Annotated in this window: 20 protein-coding genes and 1 tRNA gene; 14 read left to right on the plus strand and 7 right to left on the minus strand. The window is 72.8% G+C overall.

Annotation, left to right across the window (positions count from 1 at the left end; all coding sequences use genetic code 11):
* Positions 1–7 precede the first annotated feature (7 nt).
* Complete coding sequence (locus IE153_RS16135) at positions 8–2,488, minus strand: SpoIIE family protein phosphatase (protein ID WP_189590395.1); 2,481 nt, start codon at positions 2,486–2,488, stop codon at positions 8–10.
* 150 nt (positions 2,489–2,638) lie between these two features.
* Between IE153_RS16135 and IE153_RS16140 the strand changes: the two genes are divergently transcribed.
* Positions 2,639–3,607, plus strand: coding sequence for a DUF72 domain-containing protein (locus IE153_RS16140; protein WP_189590396.1), 969 nt, complete (start codon positions 2,639–2,641; stop codon positions 3,605–3,607).
* Here IE153_RS16140 and IE153_RS16145 read toward each other — a convergent pair.
* From IE153_RS16145 to IE153_RS16160, 4 genes are all read right to left on the minus strand, one after another.
* Positions 3,507–5,354, minus strand: coding sequence for a copper resistance CopC/CopD family protein (locus tag IE153_RS16145; protein ID WP_189590397.1), 1,848 nt, complete (start codon positions 5,352–5,354; stop codon positions 3,507–3,509). The genes IE153_RS16140 and IE153_RS16145 overlap by 101 nt on opposite strands.
* Before the next feature lie 181 nt (positions 5,355–5,535).
* Positions 5,536–6,015: a cupin domain-containing protein gene (locus IE153_RS16150; protein ID WP_189590398.1), complete on the minus strand. Its 480-nt coding sequence runs from the start codon at positions 6,013–6,015 to the stop codon at positions 5,536–5,538.
* Entirely contained in the window at positions 6,012–6,620 is a 609-nt protein-coding gene (locus IE153_RS16155) for a GNAT family N-acetyltransferase (protein WP_189590399.1), read from the minus strand. The genes IE153_RS16150 and IE153_RS16155 overlap by 4 nt, the downstream gene beginning before the upstream one ends.
* Complete coding sequence (locus IE153_RS16160) at positions 6,613–8,817, minus strand: penicillin acylase family protein (protein WP_189590400.1); 2,205 nt, start codon at positions 8,815–8,817, stop codon at positions 6,613–6,615. The genes IE153_RS16155 and IE153_RS16160 overlap by 8 nt, the downstream gene beginning before the upstream one ends.
* Positions 8,818–8,899: 82 nt before the next feature.
* Between IE153_RS16160 and IE153_RS16165 the strand changes: the two genes are divergently transcribed.
* From IE153_RS16165 to IE153_RS16180, 4 genes are all read left to right on the plus strand, one after another.
* Positions 8,900–9,622: a siderophore-interacting protein gene (locus tag IE153_RS16165; protein ID WP_189590401.1), complete on the plus strand. Its 723-nt coding sequence runs from the start codon at positions 8,900–8,902 to the stop codon at positions 9,620–9,622.
* Positions 9,623–9,658: 36 nt separating this feature from the next.
* Positions 9,659–10,252: an HhH-GPD-type base excision DNA repair protein gene (locus tag IE153_RS16170; protein WP_189590402.1), complete on the plus strand. Its 594-nt coding sequence runs from the start codon at positions 9,659–9,661 to the stop codon at positions 10,250–10,252.
* A 286-nt stretch (positions 10,253–10,538) separates the two neighbouring features.
* The gene (locus tag IE153_RS16175) at positions 10,539–10,910 is read left to right on the plus strand and encodes a hypothetical protein (protein WP_189590403.1); all 372 of its coding nucleotides are present in this window, start codon (positions 10,539–10,541) and stop codon (positions 10,908–10,910) included.
* 6 nt (positions 10,911–10,916) lie between these two features.
* The gene (locus IE153_RS16180; protein WP_189590404.1) at positions 10,917–11,255 is read left to right on the plus strand and encodes a hypothetical protein; all 339 of its coding nucleotides are present in this window, start codon (positions 10,917–10,919) and stop codon (positions 11,253–11,255) included.
* A gap of 776 nt (positions 11,256–12,031) precedes the next feature.
* On the opposite strand, the gene IE153_RS16185 is transcribed toward IE153_RS16180, so the two are convergent.
* Positions 12,032–13,639 carry a helicase HerA-like domain-containing protein gene (locus tag IE153_RS16185; RefSeq protein WP_189590405.1) on the minus strand — a complete coding sequence of 536 codons (1,608 nt, stop codon included), beginning with the start codon at positions 13,637–13,639 and terminating at the stop codon, positions 12,032–12,034.
* Between the two features lie 106 nt (positions 13,640–13,745).
* On the opposite strand from IE153_RS16185, the gene IE153_RS16190 reads away from it, so the two are divergent.
* Positions 13,746–14,042, plus strand: a complete 297-nt coding sequence (locus IE153_RS16190) for a type II toxin-antitoxin system VapB family antitoxin (protein WP_003999914.1) — start codon at positions 13,746–13,748, stop codon at positions 14,040–14,042.
* Between the two features lie 121 nt (positions 14,043–14,163).
* Positions 14,164–14,781: a LytR C-terminal domain-containing protein gene (locus IE153_RS16195; protein ID WP_189590587.1), complete on the plus strand. Its 618-nt coding sequence runs from the start codon at positions 14,164–14,166 to the stop codon at positions 14,779–14,781.
* Between the two features lie 24 nt (positions 14,782–14,805).
* On the opposite strand, the gene upp is transcribed toward IE153_RS16195, so the two are convergent.
* Complete coding sequence (upp, locus tag IE153_RS16200) at positions 14,806–15,441, minus strand: uracil phosphoribosyltransferase (protein WP_097217661.1); 636 nt, start codon at positions 15,439–15,441, stop codon at positions 14,806–14,808.
* 132 nt (positions 15,442–15,573) lie between these two features.
* Between upp and IE153_RS16205 the strand changes: the two genes are divergently transcribed.
* From IE153_RS16205 to IE153_RS16235, 7 genes are all read left to right on the plus strand, one after another.
* Entirely contained in the window at positions 15,574–15,807 is a 234-nt protein-coding gene (locus tag IE153_RS16205; RefSeq protein WP_189590406.1) for a hypothetical protein, read from the plus strand.
* Positions 15,808–16,083: 276 nt separating this feature from the next.
* Entirely contained in the window at positions 16,084–16,623 is a 540-nt protein-coding gene (locus tag IE153_RS16210; protein ID WP_189590588.1) for a tRNA adenosine deaminase-associated protein, read from the plus strand.
* 200 nt (positions 16,624–16,823) lie between these two features.
* Entirely contained in the window at positions 16,824–17,255 is a 432-nt protein-coding gene (gene tadA, locus IE153_RS16215; protein WP_033309779.1) for a tRNA adenosine(34) deaminase TadA, read from the plus strand.
* 45 nt (positions 17,256–17,300) lie between these two features.
* Positions 17,301–17,385: transfer RNA gene (locus IE153_RS16220), tRNA-Ser, on the plus strand.
* Between the two features lie 116 nt (positions 17,386–17,501).
* On the plus strand, positions 17,502–17,678 hold the full coding sequence (locus IE153_RS16225; RefSeq protein ID WP_031105388.1) for a hypothetical protein: 177 nt from the start codon (positions 17,502–17,504) through the stop codon (positions 17,676–17,678).
* Positions 17,678–17,971, plus strand: a complete 294-nt coding sequence (locus IE153_RS16230) for a Dabb family protein (protein WP_189590407.1) — start codon at positions 17,678–17,680, stop codon at positions 17,969–17,971. The genes IE153_RS16225 and IE153_RS16230 overlap by 1 nt, the downstream gene beginning before the upstream one ends.
* Before the next feature lie 200 nt (positions 17,972–18,171).
* On the plus strand, positions 18,172–19,056 hold the full coding sequence (locus IE153_RS16235; protein ID WP_189590589.1) for an RNA polymerase sigma factor SigF: 885 nt from the start codon (positions 18,172–18,174) through the stop codon (positions 19,054–19,056).
* The last annotated feature ends 30 nt before the right edge of the window (positions 19,057–19,086 follow it).

A 19,086-nucleotide genomic window follows, 5' to 3' on the forward strand; every position in this document is an offset into this window, starting at 1 on the left:
GGGCTCCTCACGCGGGGGTCAGGGTCTGTTCCGCCCAGATGGTCTTGCCCGCCGCGCTCTGGCGGGTGCCCCAGCGCTCGGTCAGCTGGGCGACGAGGAGCAGACCGCGGCCGCCCTCGTCGTAGGTGCGGGCGCGCCGCAGGTGAGGAGCGGTGTTGCCGCCGTCGGAGACCTCGCAGATCAGGGTCGAGTCGTGGATCAGCCGGAGCTGGACCGGCGGCTCGGCGTGCCGGATGGCGTTGGTGACGAGCTCGCTGACGACCAGTTCCGTGACGAACACCGCGTCGGAGAGCCCCCAGCGCTCCAGTTGCTCCACCACGTCCTTGCGGGTCTGCGCGACCGCGGCCGGGTCGGCCGGCACCGCCCAGGTGGCGACCTGCCGCGCGTCGAGCGCACGGGTGCGGGCGATGAGCAGGGCCACGTCGTCGGCCGGGCGCTGCGGCAGCAGGTCGGTGATGACCGTGTCGCACAGGGCGTCCAGCGAGGCCGCCGGGCGGGTCAGGGCCTCCCGCAGCCGGTGGACGCCGGTGTCGAGGTCCCGGTCGGGCGTCTCGACCAGGCCGTTGGTGTAGAGGGCGAGCAGGCTGCCCTCGGGGAGGACCACCTCGGTGGCCTCGTACGGCAAGCCGCTCACGCCCAGCGGGGGCGCGGCCGGGAGGCCGACGAGGTCGACGGTGCCGTCGGGGCTCACCACCGCCGGTACGGGATGCCCGGCCGTGGCGAAGCAGCAGCGCCGCGTCACGGGGTCGTAGACGGCGTACAGGCAGGTGGCCCCGACGTCGCTCGAGGTCTCGGCGGAACCTGCGTCCCTGCCCTCGGTGTCGCTCTCCTCCTCGGTGTTCAGGCGGGCGACCAGGTCGTCGAGGTGGGTGAGCAGTTCGTCGCAGGGCAGGTCGATGTCGGCCAGTGTGCGGACCGCCGTGCGCAGCCGCCCCATGGTCGCCGACGCGACCAGACCGTGGCCGACCACGTCTCCGACGACCAGGGCCACCCGCGCGCCCGAGAGGGGGATGACGTCGAACCAGTCCCCGCCGACGCCGGCGTGGGGGCCCGCCGGGAGGTAACGGGAGGCGACCTCGACGGCCGCCTGCCGGGGCAGCCGCTGCGGCAGCAGGCTGCGCTGGAGGGTGACCGCGGTGGCCCGCTCGCGGGTGTAGCGGCGGGCGTTGTCGATGCTGACCGCGGCCCGGGCGGCGAACTCCCCGGCCAGGACCAGGTCGTCGTGCTGGAAGGCCTCCTGGTTGCGGTGCCGGACGAAGAAGGCGACGCCCAGGGTGGTGCCGCGGGCGGCCAGCGGCACGGCCATCACGGAGTGGATGCCGAACCCCCGGACCCGGGCGGCGCGGGCCGGGTCGCGGGCGAGCCAGGCGGTGAACGCCGGGTCGGTCACCTCGTGCAGGGCGGGGCGTCCGGTGCGCAGGCTCTCGAAGGGCATCGAGCCCGGGGGGTAGGAGTCCACCGCGCCGGCTGCCACGACCGACTCCGGGGCGCCCGGGGTCACCGACCGCAGCGCGGCCCGGCGCAGCAGCAGCGGCCCGTCCGCCGGAACCACCGGCGCGGGCGGCTCGGGCGCGTCGTCCAGCGCGGCCAGCAGGTCGACGCTGACGAAGTCGGCCAGGACCGGGACGGTCACGTCCGCGAGCTCCTGGGCCGTGCGCGTCACGTCGAGCGTGCTGCCGATGCGCCGGCCGGCCTCGGCGATCAGCTGGAGGCGCTTGCGGGCCCAGAACTGCTCGGTCATGTCGTGCGCCGAGAGGCAGACGCCCCGGATGGTGTCCTCGTGGTCGCGCAGGGCGGAGATGAAGACCGACCAGGCGTGCTCATGGTTCTCGCCGGGCGCGCGCAGGTAGTTCTCCTGGTACTCCGGCTCGCCGGTGCGCAGGACCCGGGCCATGCTGCGTTCCGCCCGCAGGCCGGCGTCGTGGTCGATGATCTCGGACACGCGCAGGCCCCGCATCTCCTCCTCGGTGAGCGCCGCGGACCGTTCCATGTCGGCGTTGGCCCGGCGCAGCCGCAGCCGGGTGTCGTAGATCGCCTGGGCGCAGCACGGGGACTGGGCGAAGCTCCAGCTCACGAGGGACTCGTCGAGGCCGGCCGGTGGCTGCCGGTCGGTCAGGGCGGAGACGATGAGCCAGGCGGGGGTACCGGCGCCGGGCGGCCTGTGGTGGGCGAGGATCCCGACCGTCAGTTTCCGGCCGTCACGGTGCCGGAGCGCCACGTCGCCGTTCCAGCGGGGCAGCCCGGCGAGCGTGGGCAGACCGCCCCGCACCGGGATCGGCTCGGCCAGCAGATCCGCGGCACGGCGGCCGGTCAGCTGCTCGGCCGCGTACCCGAGGAGCCGCTCGGCGCCCGCGTTCCAGCCGGTCACGGTGCCGTGTTCGTCGAGGGTGACACGGGCCGTGAGGGATGCGTCGACGAGGGCTTCGAGGACCTCGGGTTCTTCGCCGAACGACCGGCCGGTCCGGCCGACGGTGACGGGCTGCTCCATGATCGGTCATCTCACTCTCGGGGAGAATCAGCCGTAGCACCGGATTTGCACAATTATCACCTGGTTACCCCGAATGCGACGGGTATCACCGTGACGCCCCCGGCCGAGAAGCGGAGCCTGCCGCCGCCGGGCCCGGGTAACCGCTCCCCCATGGGTCAGATCCTCGTGGGCACGTGTTCCTGGACCGACCGGGCCCTGGTCGGCAGCGGCTGGTACCCGCCGGGGCGGCGGGACGCCGAGGGGCGGTTACGGCACTACGCCGAGCGGTTCGGTGTGGTCGAGGTCGACGCCTCGTACTACGCGCTGCCGGGCGAGCGGAACAGCCGGTTGTGGGCCGAGCGCACACCGGACGGGTTCGTGTTCGACGTGAAGGCGTTCTCGCTGCTCACCGGGCATCCCACCCGGGCGGCGGTGATGCCGGACGGGTTGCGGGCCGACCACCGGGACCCGGCGGTGCTCGACAAGGTGTGGGCGCGGTTCGCGGCCGGGATCGAGCCGCTGAGGGCAGCCGGGAAGCTCGGGAGCGTGCTGTTCCAGTTCCCGCCCTGGTTCCGACCCGGGCAGCGGGCGGAGGCGTTCCTCCGGGAGTGCGCGGAGCGGACCGAGGGCTGGCCCGTCGCCGTCGAGTTCCGGCACCCCTCCTGGTGGGAGCCGGGGCAGGACGAGGCGACCGACGCGCTGCTGACCCGGCACGGCATGGCCGCGGTCGCCGTCGACATGACGCAGACGCTGCCCTCCTCCGTCCCGCCCGTCACTCCCGTGACCGCACCCCGGCTCTCGGTGGTCCGGTTCCACGGGCGCAGCACCGCGTGGGGCACCGGCAGCAAGGAGGACCGGTTCCGGCATGCCTACGACGAGGACGAACTCGCCGAGTGGCTGCCCCGCGTGCGCCGGCTGGCCGAGCGGACCGAGCAGGTCCACGTCCTGTTCAACAACTGCTGCGGTGACGCCGCCGTCCGCGCCGCCGAGACCATGACACGGCTCCTCGACGGGGTACAGCCCGTGGCGGCGCGGCTGCCTAGGGCGCGATCCGCACCTTCCGCTCCACCGACACCTGGTCCACGTCCGACACCCGCACGGTCGTCTTCATCGTCCAGTTCCCGGGGAGCGGCAGGTTGACGGAGTTGGTGCCCCAGTAGCCACCCTGGTCGGTGAGTTCGGCGTCGATCGGGCCGACCTTCCGGGAGGGCAGGGTGAAGGTGATGCGGACCTCGGGGACGACGACCAGACCCGTGTCGGAGCCGTAGACCACGGCCTGGATGCCGTTCTCGCCGACCCGGGCCGGATCCAGGGTGACCTGCACCGTGCCGCGTCCGGTCACGCCTCCCCCGCCCGTGTCGAAAGGCACCGTTGCCTGGGTCGTGGGCGGCAGCGCGCCCGCCGGGGCCTGCTGGGCCGCCTCGGCCTGGGCGCGGCCCGGGAGGGTTCCCGTGAGCAAGGTCGTGATCATCAGCACGACGGCGGCGACGGCGACTTCCACGAGGACGGACCGGCGCAGCAGGCGCCGGGTCTCCTGACCCGCGTCGGACGCGGGGGGCTCCTCGGCCGATGCGCCGGGCGTCTCGGAGTCCCGGGGCTCCCGGGGTTCGTCGGATTCCCGGGCTTGCTCGGGTTCCTGGAGCTCCTCGGGTTCCTGGTGGAGTGCGGGTGCGCCGACCGGCTGCGGAACCCGCTCGTGGACGGCGGCCCGGGTGACGGCCGCCGGTGCCGCGATCCGCCGCGTCCAGCGCCGCGAGTACCCCGCCACCAGCAACAGCACGAACACACCCGCGAGTTTGGCGAGCAGCAGACGGCCGTACGACGTGCCGGTCAGCGCGGAGAGGGAGCCGAGGCCGCGCCAGGACTGGTAGAGGCCCGTGACGGCCAGGACGATCACCGAGGCGAAGGCGATCCGCGAGAAGCGGGGCACGACCTCCAGCAGGTCGTCGCCGGCCGAGCGGCGCAGGGTCAGCAGCAGCGCCACGAGGCCGCCGAGCCAGACGCCGGTCGCCAGCAGGTGCAGCACGGACGACGCCATCGCCAGCGGCACCTGGATCCCGGCGGAGGCGTGCTCGGCCGCCGCCCAGGTCAGGGCCAGGGCCGCGGCCAGCGCCGTGCCGATCGCCAGGGCGGCGGGCCGCTCCTCGGGGCCACGGCGCCTGGACAGCCGGATCAGGAAGACGGCGGTCAGCAGGAGGACGACCAGCCGGGCGAGCAGGGCCTCGCCCGGGCGGCCGGTCAGCGTGCGGCCGAGGGCGGCGGAGTCGAAGGCGGCGGCCGGGCCCGTGCCCGTCTCGTAGGGGGCGCGCAGCAGGAGCAGGACGGCCGTCGAGCCCAGCAGCGTCCACCAGGCGGCCACCAGCGGCCTGCGCAGGGGGGACGTGTCCCCGGGCCGGCACAGCAGCGCGAACGCGGCCAGGCCGACGAGCAGCGCGGCGGCGAGGTAGGCGAGGTAGCGGGCGGCGTCGTGGAGGCCACCGGTGAGCGGGTCCTCGACGGGGCCCGTGTCGATCTGCCCCGTGGTCGCGGACGGTTTCCCCACGGAGAAGCTGAAGGCGCCGGAGACGGGGTGGCTGTCGGCGGAGACGACGCGCCAGGCCACCGTGTACGTGCCCTGGGCGAGCTTGCCGGGCAGCCCGACCCGGGCCGTGTCGGAGCGGCCGTCCGCGTGCGTGGCCTCGTCGGTGTGGACCCGCCGCTGGTCGGGGCCGAAGACCCGGAAGGAGTCGTCGAGCAGGCCCACGGACTCGGTGAAGGTCAGGGTGACGTGGCGGGGGGCCTGCTTGACGACGGATCCGTCGTCGGGGTCGGTGTCGCGGAGGGCGGCGTGGGCGGAGGCGGGGGCTGCTCCGGCGAGGAGCAGTACCAGCACGGTGCCGAGCAGCACCAAGGCTTGGAATCGCCGGGGATGTCCGACATTGCGATCCTCGTTCCGCCGTTGGTCCACGTGGGTCTCCGGGGTCGGGCTGTACGGCTACGAGTGAAGTACGGACCGGATCGGTGTAGTGCTCACCGGGCTCGAGAGATCTCGTGCTCAGCGCGCTGGAAGGGTGCAGTACTCACCGGGTTCAGGAGCCGGGCCTGCACAGCCCCGCGATCTCGTCGGCCACCGCCGGATAGCGGGCCGTCAGCTCCGCGGCGTCCCCGTGCTCATAACCGTCGAACGTGAAGCCGGGCGCCATCGTGCAGCCGAACAGGGTCCACTGCCCGGCCCCGCGCACCCTGCCGCCCATCCACGTGCCCGCCGGGACCGTGAACTGGACGTGCTGGCCGTCGAGGATGTCCGGCCCGAGGACCACCGTCCTCGTGCTGCCGTCCGGGGCGAGCAGAAGGAGCTCCAGGGGGTCGCCCCGGTAGAAGTGCCAGATCTCGTCCGTCGGCAGGCGGTGGAGGGCGGAGAAGTCGCCCGCTGTCAGGAGCGCGACGATCGCCGTGCCCTCCGGCCTGCCGTCGGGGCGTTCGGGACCGGCCCAGGTCTGGCGGAACAGGCCGCCCTCGCGCGGGATCGGTTCGAGGCCGTAGTGGGCGATGAGGTCCTCTGGGGTCACGCGGGGAACAGTATCTCCCGGTCGAGGAAGGCGAGCTGGGCCTTCTTCTCCGGCAGGTACACGTCCGGGAGGTCGATCTCCGGCAGCACCACCACCGGCCCGGCGGCGAAACCGAGCTTGAGGAAACGGGCGACGGCCTTCTCGTTGCGCACGTCCGGGTCGACCACGACCCGTCGACGGTCCAGGCCGAGCAGGACGTATCCGGCGATGGCCGCCACCAGCCGCGCGGTCCATCCGGGTCGGGCGCCGCCCGGTCCGGCGGGGGCGAGGAGCAGGTGGACGCCGATGTCGCCGGGGCGGACGTCGTAGCACTCGCTCACCCGGTCGGCCTCCGGCTCGTAGGTCTGGAGGAGCGCGACCGGTTCGCCGTCCCGGACGACGAGGTGGGCGTGGTGGGTGTCGAGCGTGGCCATGTGGGCGTAGATACCGGCGACCTGCTGTTCGGTCAGTTCGGTCATGCCCCAGAAGGCGGCCCGGTCCTCACGGACCCACTGGTGGATCACCGCGGAGTCGGCCCCGGGGTCGAGCGGCAGGACGCGGACGGTGCCGAAGCCGTCGATCACCTGCGTGTGGACGGGCGTGCGGGAGGCGTACGGGTCAGACATCGGTTTCCTTCTTCAGCCGGGTCCAGTCGGTGACGACCGGGACGAGGTCTCCCGCGAGCCAGAGCGGCAGCTGGTCGCGGTGGTGGGGCGAGCCGGGGACGCCCGAGGCGCCGAGCGGGACCACCCAGCGGCTGTCCTCGCGCCGGGCCAGATCCCAGACGTAGCGGGCGGCCGGGCCCCGGGCGGCGCGGTCGGTGAGGCCCGGCACGCCGGAGGTGCACAGCACGCAGTCGTGGTCGCCGGACAGCCCCGGCTCGTCGTACGGCTGCTCCGGCTCAAGGTCCCGCCAGGGGGCGAGGCGGTGGGTGTCACCCCAGACACCGGCCGGCGGGCGCAGGGCCACCTCCTCGACGGCGGCACGGACGGCCGCCGGGCGGTCGATTCCGTACAGGTCCTCGGCCCGCAGCAGGTGTTCGAGGGCGAAGCCGACCCGGGGGGTGAGGGCGAGCCAGGGCTGGAACACCTCCGGGTACGCCGGCGGTGTGGTGAGCGCGGCGAACGCCGGGTGCGCCGCGAGCCGCCGTACGACCGCTCCGCGCACGGCCGCGTAGAGGGCCGCGTCGGCGCTGCCGGCGTCCATGCGGCGGTCCCAGCCGCGGAGTCGGTCCCGGAGGGCGGCGGCCTCGGGGGTGAGGTCGTCGAGGGTGTCGAGGTGGTCCAGGAGGGGTGAGGCGGAGGCCAGATGGGTGTCCGTGTGGAGGGCGGGCATGTCGGCGGCGGACCAGCGCTCCTTGCCCGCGAGCAGCGCTGCGATGCGGTCGGCGCGGTGCGGCGGGGCGAACTCGACGCCGAGGGGTTCGGCCGGGCCGCGCTGGTTGGCCATGACGGCGACGCCGTCGGTGAGCCCGACGCGCGGCGGCACATGCCAGCCCTGCCATGCGTGGCCGGGCTCCCAGGCGGGCACCACCCGGAGGGAATTGGCCTCGGCGCGCACCGGCACGCGCCCGGCCACGCGGTGCAGGACACCGCCCTCGGTGTCGGCCGCCTGGACGACGTTGACCGGCTCGGCCCAGCGGTCGAAGGCCCGGTCCACATCGGCCACCCGGCGGGCCCGCAGCAACGGCAGCAGCGCGCCGAAGCCGAGGTCGCCGGTGACGCGGGGCGGGTAGCGCAGGCTGATGGCCACGGGCGGGGCGAGGGCGGCGGCGGGATCTGCGGGAACGACGGGATCTGTGGGATCGACGGAATCGGCGGGATCTGCGGGAACGACGGAATCGGCGGGATCTGCGGGATCGACCCGCCCTCCGTCGTACGCCAGGTCCGTCGGATCGCCGTCGATGCCCTCGGGGCCGCCGATGATCACCGGGCCCCGGCCGGTCTCGATGACCTCGACCTCGACCGGCTCCTCGCCCGCCACCTCGATCGTCTCCGTGTGCCGGGAGGCCCGCCGCCAGACCCCGTCCGGGCCGAGGGCCTCCACCCCGGCGCCGGTGCGCCGCAGCCGCTCCCGGTAGAGGTCCTGGTAGTCGGCCATGGCGTTGGTGATGGCCCAGGCGACCGAGCCGGTGTGCCCGAAGTGGGCGATGCCGGGGACGCCGGGGACGGCCAGGCCCACGACGTCGAACTCGGGGCAGGACAGGTGGATCTGCTGGTAGACGCCCGGGTCCTCGATCCAGCGGTGGGGGTCGCCGGCGATGACCGCCTGCCCGGTGACCGTCCGCTCACCGCCGACCAGCCAGCCGTTGCTGCCGGAGGTGCCGGGGCCGTCGGTGGCGAAGAGGCCGATGGCGTCCGCGTCCAGGTGCGCGGCGACCTGCTCGCGCCAGAGCTTGGCCGGGAACCCGGCGAAGAGGATGTGGGTGGCGAGCCAGACGCCGAGCGGGGTCCAGGGTTCCCAGCGGCCCGGGGCGAGACCGGTGCGGGCGAACTCGGGGGCGGTGCTGTCGGCCAGGCCCTCGTTGACCCCGTCGACGTACGCGCGCACCCACCGCGCCGTCCCGGGGTCCCCTCTCTCCAGGTCCGCGAAGCAGCGTCTCGCGGTGTCGTCGACTCTGGCCCGTCTCGCGAACCGGTCCCAGGCCAGGGCGCCGGCGCCGAGGAAGGACGCCGAGGTGCCCTGCGCCCGGTGGCGCTCGATCTCCAGCTGCCAGGCCCGGTCGCGGGCGGTGACGAGGCCCTGCGCATGGGCGAGTTCGGCCGCGCTGCCCGCGCGCAGATGCGGAATGCCCCAGGCGTCACGGTAGATCTCGGTGGCCACGCTGTGCCCCCTCTTTTCTTTAGGTTAGGCTTGCCTAAGTCAAAGCTGTGGCCGGAATCGTACGCGAAGGGGCGGAAAAGCGATGGGGCAGGGGCGGGGTTGGGAGGGCGCGGTCCTCAAACTGATGCGCGGCAAGGACTTCGAGTTCACGGTGACGGACGTCGAGGAGGTCACCCCGGACTACCGGCGGCTGCGCTTCACCGACGGCGGTCTGCTGGCCGCCACCGGAGTGCACCCCACGATGTGGGTACGGCTGTGGTTCGACAACGCGGGCAAGCCGCACCAGCGGGCCTACACCCTGGTCGACCCGGACGCCGGGGCCGGCACCTTCGGCCTGGAGTTCGCCCTGCACGAGGGGTGCGCCAGCGACTGGGCCAGGGCGGCGAAGCCGGGCGACACCATCGAGGCGACCGTCCAGGGCACCGGCTTCGACCACCCGGACCCCGCGCCCTCGCACGTCTTCGCCGTCGGCGACCCGGCCTCGCTGCCGGCCATCAACTCCCTCCTGGACGCCCTGGGTTCCGCCCCGGCCACCGTCTGGTTCGAGGGCGGCGACGACGGCCTGCCGTTCCGCACCGACCCGGACCGGCACGAGCTGCGCAAGGTGCCGCGCCAGGACTCCGGCGCCCACCTGGTCGACCGCGTGAAGTCGGACCTGCCCGCCCTGCTCCAGGGCACGGCCGACCCCTACGTCTGGATCGCCTGCGACACGGTGACGACCCGGGCCCTGACGGCGTACGTCCGCAAGGAACTGGGCCTGCCCAAGCAGCGGGTGCACGCGCTGGGCTACTGGCGGGCCACCTGAGCAGCGGGCGGGCCCGCCCCGGGGGATGATCGGGGCATGGACGTCACTCTTCACCTCGCTCAGGATCCCGAGGCCGACGCGCTGCTCGGCCGCAGCCCGCTCGCCGCGCTGGTCGGCATGCTGCTGGACCAGCAGGTCCCCATGGAGTGGGCGTTCAAGGGCCCGGCGACGATCGCCCAGCGGCTCGGCAGGGACGACCTGGACGCGCACGAGATCGCCGCGCACGAGCCGGAGGCGTTCGCCGCGCTGCTCTCGCAGAAGCCTGCGGTGCACCGCTACCCGGGCTCCATGGCCAAGCGGATCCAGCAGCTGTGCCAGTACCTCGTCGAGCACTACGACGGTGACGCCGAGGCCGTCTGGAAGGACGTCGCCACCGGCAAGGACCTGCTGAAGCGGCTCGCGGAACTGCCCGGCTTCGGCAAGCAGAAGGCCCAGATCTTCCTCGCCCTGCTCGGCAAGCAGCTCGGGGTCCGGCCCACGGGCTGGCGGGAGGCGGCGGGCTCCTACGGCGACCCGGACTCGTTCCGCTCGGTCGCCGACATCACCGGACCCGAGTCCCTGGTCAAGGTCAGGGCGCACAAGCAGGAGATGAAGGCGGCGGCCAAGGCGGCGAAGGCCTCCGGAGCCTAGGCCGTGACCGCCGGGCCGTGACCGCTCGGCCTGTTTGCTCGGCCCTGTCTGCTCGGCCTGTTTGCACGGCCCTGTCTGCTCGGCCCTGCCCGCTTGGCCTGTCTGCTCGGCCCTGTCCGCACGGCCTATTTGCTCGGCCCTGTCCGCACGGCCTGTTTGCACGGCCCTGTCCGCACGGCCTGTTTGCACGGCCCTGTCCGCACGGCCCTGTCCGTGGCCTGGCGCCCGTCGTCCGCCTGGCCCGGCCCGGGTGGCGAGCCCCTCGGGCCGGGGCCGAGCATGAACCATGGCCGAGCCACCGAGCGGCTCCCCCCGGGGCCGGGAGCACGACACCGACCGCGACCGCGCGCCCCTGGGCCTGGAACCCCCTGTCCGGCAGGGTCCGGGCCCGAACGGCCCCCACTCCCGTGACCAGCACGAACGGCACGGCCACACGCCGCCCGTGCCTCCGGACCACTGGCCGTACGACCCGCAGGCGCCCCGGGCCGCCGACCCCCGTGAACGGACCGCACGGCCCGGCCCGCAGGACCCCTGGCCTTCGGACCCGCACGGCCCGGAGCCCTCCGCGGAGAACCACCGCGACCCGGACACCGGCATGGGCCGGGCGGGCGGATCTCGCAGCCGCCGGGATGAACGGCGTGGCCGCGGCGGGGAGTGACCTCCCGTGACCCCCGCACCGCAGCCGGTCCCCCGCAGCCCGCGTCGACACGCCTGGCTGCGGGTGCTCGTCCTGCTGCTCGCCCTGCTCGTGCCGGGCGCGCACGCGGAAGCCCACACGGGGTGGACGGCGGGTGTCTCCGGTGAGAGCACCAGCGTCGAGTGCGACCTCCTCGACACCGCCCTGCGCCCACCGGCCCGGACCGCCCGCCGCACCGCCGTCCCGCTGAGCCCGGCCCCGCTCCCGAGCCCCGGGCCGCTTTCCACCGCACAGCGCCCGGTTCCCGTACCGCCGAGCCCGCGGCTCGACCCTCGCCCCCTGCGTTCCGAGGTCCTGCGCTGCTGACAGGACCGGCCCCCGCCCCGGTCCGTCCGTCCCGCACGGAACCAGCACGACGAGGAACGACGAGGAACCCAGCCATGCTTCAAGACCCGTACGCCGTCCTGCGCGCCCTCCTGCGCGCGGAGGCCGCCCGCAGCACTCCCAAGCCCCACCCCGGTCCCGACACGCGGAAGCCGCAGCAGCCCCCGAAGGGAGGGAGAGGGGACCGCGGCTGACAACACACACCCGGCGGAGGCACACCGACGCCTCCGCCGGTCTGAAGAATTCGAGGTCTTGAGGGCTAGGGCGGCCTGAGGCCCCCGCCGCCTGAGCACTCGGACGGCCTGAGGACCCGGCGACCCGGCGCCCCGGGGAATCCGAGGCTTGAGGGCTTGGGCGACCGGAGGACCCGCCGGCCTGACGCCACCGCCGACCTGAGGCTCCGCCGGCCTGAGAGCTCCGCCGACCTCAGAGCCCCGCCAACCCGAGAATCCAAGGCCCGAGGGCTCGGGCGACCGCAGGAGCCGCCGGCCTGACGCCACCGCCGGCCCAAGGGATCCGCCGACCTGACACCTCCGCCGACCTGACGCCACCGCCGACCCAGGGGGATCCGCCGACCTCAGAACCCCGCCAACCCGAGAATCCGAGGCCCGAGGGCTCGGGCGACCGCAGGACCCGCCGGCCTGACGCCACCGCCGGCCCAAGGGATCCGTCGGCCTGACACCTCCGCCGACCTGGGGGCGCCCTCGGCCCGACGGCCCCGGGCGGCCGCGCGCCCCCGTTTCCTGAACGCCCCCCGCCTACCGCCTCCGCCGTCCCGATCGCCGGGCCGTGCCGAACAGCGACCTCGTGATCTCCCGCCCGATCTGCGTCCCCACCGACCGGGCCAGCGACTGGAACACCCCGCTCCCGACCACCTGCTCCACAGCGGACGGCTGTTCCGCTTCCCGGGGTTCCCGGGGTTCCCGGGGAGCGGCGTCCCGCATCTCGTCGGGACCCTTCGCGCCGCGCCCGCGCTCCAGGCGCTCGTACGCCGACTCCCGGTCCACGGCCTGCGCGTACCGCTCGTACAGCGGGGACTCCGCGACAGCCCGCTCCAGGGCGTCCTGCCCGAGCGGGCCCATCAGCGACTCGGGCGCCCGCAGCCGGGTCGCCGCGACCGGCGTCGGCGCGCCCTTCTCGCTGAGCACCGTCACGACCGCCTCGCCCGTCCCCAGGTTGGTCAGCACCTCTTCGAGGTCGTAGGGCGACTTCGGGAAGGTCTTCACCGTGGCGTTCAGGGCCTTCTGATCGTCGGGGGTGAAGGCCCGCAGCGCGTGCTGCACCCGGTTGCCGAGCTGAGCGAGGACGTCGGCGGGTACGTCCTTCGGGGTCTGCGTCACGAAGAAGACGCCGACCCCTTTCGAGCGAATCAGGCGCACGGTCTGCGTGATCGACTCCAGGAACGCCTCGGAGGCGTCGTCGAAGAGCAGGTGCGCCTCATCGAGAAAGAACACCAGCCGCGGCTTGTCGACGTCGCCGAGCTCGGGCAGATCGTGGAAGAGGTCGGCGAGCAGCCACATCAGGAAGGTCGAGAACAACTGCGGCCTGTCCTGTACGGCGCTCAGCTCCAGGACGGAGACGGTGCCGCGTCCGTCCTCACCCGTCCGCAGCAACTCGGTCGTGTCGAACTCCGGCTCGCCGAAGAAATCGGACGCGCCCTGCGCCTCGAAGGCCGTCAGGGACCGCAGGATCACCCCGGCCGTGGCGGCCGACAGACCACCGATCGTCTTCAGCTCCGGCCGGCCCTCGTCCGAGGTCAGGAACGTCACGACCGCCCTGAGGTCCTTCAGGTCGATCAGCTCCAGGCCCTTGCTGTCGGCGTAGTGGAAGATCAGCGCGAGGGACTGCTCCTGGGTCCGGTTCAGCCGCAGCACCTTGGACAACAGCACCGGGCCGAACCCGGTGACCGTCGCCCGGACGGGAATGCCGCGCCCGATGCCGCCGAGGGCGTAATACTCGGTCGGGAAGCCCGTCGCCGTCCAGCTCTGGTGGACGTCCGCGGCCCGGCCGTCGACCCGGGCGTCCTGGCGGCCCGGCGCGGCGATCCCGGAGAGATCGCCCTTGATGTCGGCGAGGAAGACGGGCACGCCCTGGGCGGACAACTGCTCGGCGATCAGCTGGAGCGTCTTGGTCTTGCCGGTGCCGGTGGCGCCCGCGACCAGGCCGTGGCGGTTGAGCATCGCCAACGGCACCCGGATCTGCGCGTCCGGCAGGCACTGCCCGTCCCACAGCAGGGCGCCCAGGTGCAGGGCCGGGCCGGTGAACGCGTAGCCGGAGGCGATCCGCAACGCGTCCTGGGGGAGGGCGGCGGCACGCTCGGACACTTCCGGAGCGGGCGCCGACGGGATGGTCTCGCGATCCGGCATATTCACGCACCTGTTCCGGGTTCGTACCGCCTTGTATTGATTTTTTCAGCGTCGCACTCGCTCGCCATGGCTGCGCCCGGAAGGTCTTGACCGGTAGGCTTTCCGTGTGATCTTCAAGCGCATCGGAAACGGCCGGCCGTACCCCGACCACGGCCGGGAAAGCACCCGGCAGTGGGCGGACGTCGCGCCGCGCCCGGTCCGCCTCGATCAGCTCGTGACGACCAAGGGTCAGCTCGATCTGGAAACACTGCTCGCCGAGGACTCCACGTTCTACGGCGACCTCTTCGCGCACGTCGTGAAGTGGCAGGGCGACCTGTACCTGGAGGACGGGCTGCACCGCGCGGTGCGGGCGGCACTCCAGCAGCGTCAGGTGCTGCACGCGCGCGTGCTCGAGCTCGACTGATCCCCGCCCGTCGCGGGTTGGCCCTTTCGGGTTCCGCTGGGCGACGTCGAATGATCATCTAGTAGGCATCGTCGCCCGGGCGCACTACGCTGCGCTCATGAGCATGCTGACTCCCCCCGGCATGGGCGGCAAGTACCGCATCACGGGCAACAAGTACCCCCGGATGCGCGGGCCCCGGCGGCGCGGCAGGCTCGTCGGCCTGACCGTCGCGTCCGTCGTCGTCCTCGGCGTGGGCGGGTGGGGCACGCTGCAGCTCATCGACGTCTTCACCGGCGGCGGCAGAAAGGCTTCGGCGGCCGGTGACGGCACGGACTGCGGCGTCAAGACCAAGGCGAGCCCCTCGCCCAGCGCCAAGGCCTTGCCCGAGCCGCGCACGATCACCGTCAACGTACTCAACGCCACCACCCGCGGCGGCCTGGCGAAGAAGACCGCCGACGAGCTGAAGAAGCGCGGCTTCAAGATCGGCGACGTGGGCAACGCGACCAAGCAGTACGACAAGAAGGTCAAGGGCACCGGCCTGCTCCTCGGCCCCGCCACCGCCCTCGACACCGCGCTGCCCGTGCTCGGCACCCAGCTCCCGGGCGCCGAACGGCGCACCGAGGCGGCCCGCAAGGGCGCTGCCGTCGACCTCGTCATCGGGGACGGCTTCAAGGAGCTGGCCAAACAGCAGGACGCCGACCGGGCGCTGACCAAGCTGGCCAGGCCCGAACCGGCGCCCACGACGAAGAAGGGCTGCTAGGGCCTGTCGCCAGGCCCCCGGGTCCTACTCGGCGGCCCCGTACATCCGGTCCCCCGCGTCTCCGAGGCCCGGCACGATGTAGCCGTGCTCGTTCAGCCGCTCGTCGACCGAGGCGGTCACGACCGTCACCGGCGTGCCGGCCAGCTCGCGCTCCATGATTTCGACGCCCTCGGGGGCGGCCAGCAGCACCACGGCGGTCACGTCGTCGGCGCCGCGCCGGATCAGCTCACGGATGGCCGCGACCAGCGTGCCGCCGGTGGCGAGCATCGGGTCGAGCACGTACACCTGACGCCCCGACAGGTCCTCCGGCATCCGCGTCGCGTACGTGGAGGCCTCCAGCGTCTCCTCGTTGCGGATCATGCCGAGGAAGCCCACCTCGGCGGTCGGCAGCAGCCGGACCATGCCGTCCAGCATGCCGAGCCCGGCCCGCAGGATCGGCACCACCAGCGGCCGCGGGTGCGACAGCTTGACGCCCGTGGTCCGCTCGACCGGCGTCTGGATGTCGACCTGTTCGGTGCGCACGTCACGCGTGGCCTCGTAGGCGAGCAGGGTGACCAGCTCGTCGGCGAGACGGCGGAAGGTCGCGGAGTCGGTGCGCTGGTCGCGCAGCGTGGTGAGTTTGTGGGCGACCAGCGGGTGGTCGACGACGTGGAGGCGCATGTCCACAACATTAACCGGGCGGGGTGCCCCGGACCGCACGGCAAGGCCGCCGTCCGGCCGTCACCCGAACGCTGGCGTCAAACCGCCCGTCCGGGGGAAAGTGGGAAGGACGGACTGGGGGTGGTGAACCAGATGCCCGACCGGGATTTCCGAAATGATCCGTCGCCGCGCATATGGCCGCGGGCAGGAGCGGATCCCGACCAGACGGACGGGACCGACGAGTCCGACGCCGAGCGCCGCCGGCGTCGCGCCCGGTTCCTGCGCGATCTGGCCGAGGCCCGGGAGCTGCGCGACCGCGTGCAGCCGCGCCGTGCCAAGACGGCCCGGCTGCGCCACGCCATGCGCATGCGCACCTTCCGCTGGTAGCAAACGCGTGAGGAAACCTCCGGCAAAGATCACGAACCGCGCGGAGGTTGTCGCGGTTGACCGCGCGTGGAGCGGGGTAAAGCCGCGTACGATCCGCAGGTGGCGGCAACGGGCGTGCGAACAGAACTGCCCAACACAGGGAGCCGAAGACGTCCCCTGAACGCCTTGTTTCTGCCACGATTCCGAGTGGGTGGGGCTCGGACGAGCACTCCCCGCCCGTAACCTCCGCCGGGGGGACCCCCAACCGGCACGCCTATGACCAGTGGGAGAGTCACGGTGTACTTCGCCGCACTGCTCGCGCGCACCGAAGACGGGTGGGAAGCGAGCGACACGGAGCTCGACGATGTGGAAACCCTGTCGGATCTGGCCGACCTGGCCCGTGAAGCCTCCCCCGACGAGGACACGGTGCTCGTGCTCATCGAGCAGGAGGACGCCTGGTTCGGCGTGGTCCGCGTGGACGGCGAGGAGGACCCTCGCATCTACGTCTCGGACGCCGCCGCCGCTGCCCGCAGCAGCTACGGCGAGATCCTCCTCACCGACGAGCTGCTCGGCCGCGATCCGGACGACGGGGACGTCCTCGACGCCCTCGACCTCGACGGCACCGAGGAGGGTGAATCCGACGAGGACGACGACGATGCCGAGGCCGGTGCCGGGATCGCCGGGGCCGCCGACGTGCCGCACGGCCCGGTCGGCGACGCCCTGATCCTGGACGACCTCGGCGTGAGCGAGAAGGAACTGCGCCTGATGTCGACGGACGCCGTCACCGAGATCGCCGAGTCCCTGGGCGCCTCGGAGACCCTGGAGACCGTCCGCTGACCGGTCGTGCCGCCGCGGGCCCGCCGGATCCCGTTCCCCCGGGTTCGCAGGATCAGGCCCCCGCGGGGCCGCCGGACCAGGGCCCCGCGAGTCCGGAGGATCCCGTTCCCGCGGGGCCGCCGGACCAGGGCCCCGCGGGTTCGCAGGACCAGGGCCCCGCGAGTCCGCCGGATCCCGTCCGGGATCCCTGGCGGTCCGCGATGCGGCTCGCCCTGGACGAGGCCGCCGAGGCCGTCCGGGGCGGGGACGTGCCCGTCGGCGCCGTCGTCCTGGCGCCCGACGGCACGACCGTGCTCGCGGCCGGGCACAACGAACGCGAGGCCGGCGGCGATCCGACGGCCCACGCCGAGCTCCTCGCCCTGCGGCGGGCCGCGGCCGCCCTCGGCGCGTGGCGGCTCGCCGGCTGCACCCTCGTGGTGACCCTGGAGCCCTGCACGATGTGCGCCGGCGCAATCCAGCAGTCCCGCGTCGACCGGCTCGTCTACGGCGCCCGCGACGAGAAGGCCGGCGCGGCCGGATCGCTCTGGGACCTCGTCCGCGACCGGCGGCTCAACCACCGCCCCGAGGTGATCGAGGGTGTGCTGGCCGAGGAGTGCGCGGGACTGCTCACCGCCTTCTTCCGCGGTCGCTGAATACCGATTTCAAAGCACGCGGCACCTTGCTGTAAGGTCTCCCTCGGTAGCGTGTCCGAGCGGCCGAAGGAGCTCGCCTCGAAAGCGAGTGTGGCGCAAGTCACCGAGGGTTCAAATCCCTCCGCTACCGCTTGAGAAGGGCCCCGTCGTCAGACGGGGCCCTTCGTGCGATCAGCCCCTTCGTGTGATCGGCCCTTCGTGCGATCATGTGCGCTGCATGGGACACCAGTGACAGGGGAGGCCGCGATGGCGGTGAACGCGAAGAAGGTCGCCGTCTACGCCCTCGTGGTCTTCGCGCTGTACGTGATCATCACGGACCCGGCCAAGGCGGCCGACTACGTCCAGATAGGCTTCCAGGGCATTTCGGACGCGGCCAAGGCCCTCGGCGACTTCGCCACGTGGGTCGCCAACGGAGGAAAGTGATGATCCGCCACCTGGTGCTCTTCAAGCTCAACGAGGGCGTCGACCGCGACGACCCCCGGGTCGTGAAGGGTGTCGAGGCCTTCCGCGCGCTCGGCGACAAGATCCCGGAGCTCCGCTTCTGGGAGCTCGGCTGGAACGTCAGCGACCGTCCCATCGCATACGACTTCGCCATCAACTCGGCCTGCGACGACGCGGACGCGCTGCGGCGGTACGTGGAGCACCCCGACCACCAGGCGGGGGTCGCGCTGTGGCGCGAGTTCGCCACGTGGGTGATCGCGGACTACGAGTTCTGACCGTTCCGAACCCCGCCGCTCCCGGCCCCCTGTCGCTGCGACAGGGGGCTCTTGTGTTGCGTGAGTTGATTTGTGCGGTGTTCATCCCTCAACACGTAGTTATGGGGTGCTTGCACACAGTGCACATGTCTTGTGATGCTATGACCGCTTTTGATGGAAGAGTCGACGGATGAGTTGACGATGACGAGGTGGAGTTGACCGTGCTGGCCAGTACCGCACCTCAGGCACCGTCCCCTCCAGCACCGGCTCCTCAAGTAGCCCCTGCTCAGGCCGCGCCCACGGAAGCCGCTCCGGCCGCTCCGGCCGCCCCCCAGCGGAGCAGCCGTGGTGCCGACACCCGGGCGCTCACGCAGGTCCTCTTCGCGGAGCTCAAGGAGCTCCAGCCGGGCACGCCGGAGCACGACCGCGTACGTGGGGCGCTCATCGAGGCCAACCTCCCGCTCGTGCGCTACGCCGCCGCCCGGTTCCGCTCCCGCAATGAACCGATGGAGGACGTCGTCCAGGTCGGCACCATCGGGCTCATCAACGCCATCGACCGCTTCGACCCGGACCGGGGCGTGCAGTTCCCGACGTTCGCGATGCCGACGGTCGTCGGCGAGATCAAGCGGTACTTCCGCGACAACGTCCGCACCGTGCATGTACCGCGCCGGCTGCACGAGCTGTGGGTGCAGGTGAACAGCGCGACGGAGGACCTGACGACCTCCTTCGGGCGGACCCCGACGACCTCGGAGATCGCCGAGCGGCTGCGCATCACGGAGGACGAGGTGCTGTCCTGCATCGAGGCCGGGCGGTCGTACCACGCGACCTCCCTGGAGGCCGCCCAGGAGGGCGACGGGCTGCCGGGGCTGCTGGACCGGCTCGGCTACGAGGATCCCGCGCTGGACGGCGTGGAGCACCGGGACCTCGTACGGCACCTGCTCGTCCAGCTGCCCGAGCGGGAGCAGCGGATCCTGCTGCTGCGGTACTACAGCAATCTCACGCAGTCTCAGATCAGTGCGGAGCTCGGTGTTTCGCAGATGCACGTATCGCGGCTACTCGCGCGTAGTTTCCAGAGATTGCGGTCTGCGAACCGTATCGACGCGTAACCGCAAACGTGAGCGAGAGGTCACCTCGGG

Origin of the sequence: Streptomyces massasporeus, assembly GCF_014648995.1 — a bacterium.
Classification (GTDB): Bacteria; Actinomycetota; Actinomycetes; order Streptomycetales; family Streptomycetaceae; genus Streptomyces; species Streptomyces massasporeus.